Source organism: Synechococcus sp. R6-5, from assembly GCF_047461775.1.
Classification (GTDB): Bacteria; Cyanobacteriota; Cyanobacteriia; order Thermostichales; family Thermostichaceae; genus Thermostichus.
Genome location: NZ_JANSHV010000164.1, coordinates 1 through 1,237, shown reverse-complemented (window position 1 = coordinate 1,237; position 1,237 = coordinate 1). Strand labels below are relative to the sequence as shown.

The following is a 1,237-nucleotide window of genomic DNA, read 5'->3' as shown; positions in this document are numbered from 1 at the left end:
CCCACACGGGGTTGAAAGGGGGGGGATTCGCAGGCAGATTGTCAACCGTTTCCGTTCCACCGAACGCACGGGCCGATCCGTCGGTATCATGATCATGGAAGGATCGCGAGACACGGAGGATGGTATGTCCCGCACGTCCACAGAACGGTTGCTGCAGCAGCAGATCCAGACCCTCTTCCCGCGCTTGTCGCGTCACCGGCGCCGCGCCCTGGCCCGCTGGGTCTTGGGCGCCTTATTGGCGGGGAGCGCCAATCGTCCCGCGCTGGTGCCGGCGCTCGCCACTGCCGGGATCGCCCGCGCCGCCACCCTGGCGGACGCCTGGGATGCCTGGATCGCCGCCCCGGCCCATCTCATAAACACCGCCGACCCACCCGCAGCGGGTGCGCCACCGGTGGTCAGTCCGCTGGCGTGCGGCGCCGACCTGCTCCGCTGGATTCGCGCGCACTGGACCGGCGGACCGCTGGTGCTTGGGCTGGATGCCTCCCATCGGCGCGATGACGTCGTTCTGCTGCGCATGAGCGTCCTCTATCGGGGCACCGCCCTGCCGGTCGCCTGGGTGATCGTCCCGGCGAACCAACCGGGTGCGTGGGAACCGCACTGGGAGCGGATGCTGCGCTGGGCCCGCAGCGCGCTGCCGCTCGACCAGGAGGTCCTCACGCTGGCGGATCAGGGGTTGTGGAGCCCCCGGCTGTGGCACGCCATCCGGTCGCAGCAGTTCCATCCCATCATGCGGGTGCGCACCACGTCGACCTTCGCGCCGACCGGTCAGGCGCGCCAGTCGGTGCTGCGCCTGGCGCCCGGACCGGGGCATGGATGGGTGGGCGTGGGGGTCGCCTTCAAGCACGCACCCAAGCGGATTGCGGGCACGCTGGCGGTGGCGTGGGGCGCCGACCATGCGGAACCGTGGGTGCTGCTGACCGATCTGCCGCCCGCGCAGGTGGATGCCGCGGGGTCTGCCCTGCGCAGTTGGGACGAGGCGGGCTTCCGCCAAAGTAAGTCGATGGGCTGGGACTGGCAACGCGGTCAGGTGACGGACCCGGATGCAGTCGCCTGGCAGTATCTGGTAGTGGCGACGGTCACGCTGTGGACGGTGGCCGTCGGCACGCGGATCGAAGATGCAGAACAGCAGGGGGTTCCGCCCGGTCGCCTGAAGCGGGCGCCGCCGACGACGGGCGCGCCGCCGCGCCGTCGCTGGAGCGGCACGGCGCAGCGGGTGATCAGCCTGCTCCGGCGGGGG

1 protein-coding gene is annotated in these 1,237 nt (G+C 71.1%); it reads left to right on the top strand.

Annotation, left to right across the window (positions count from 1 at the left end):
* Window positions 1–124: 124 nt before the first annotated feature.
* Window positions 125–1,237 (top strand): hypothetical protein (locus NW818_RS09270; RefSeq protein ID WP_414424385.1); only part of this gene is annotated, 1,113 nt, incomplete at its 3' end.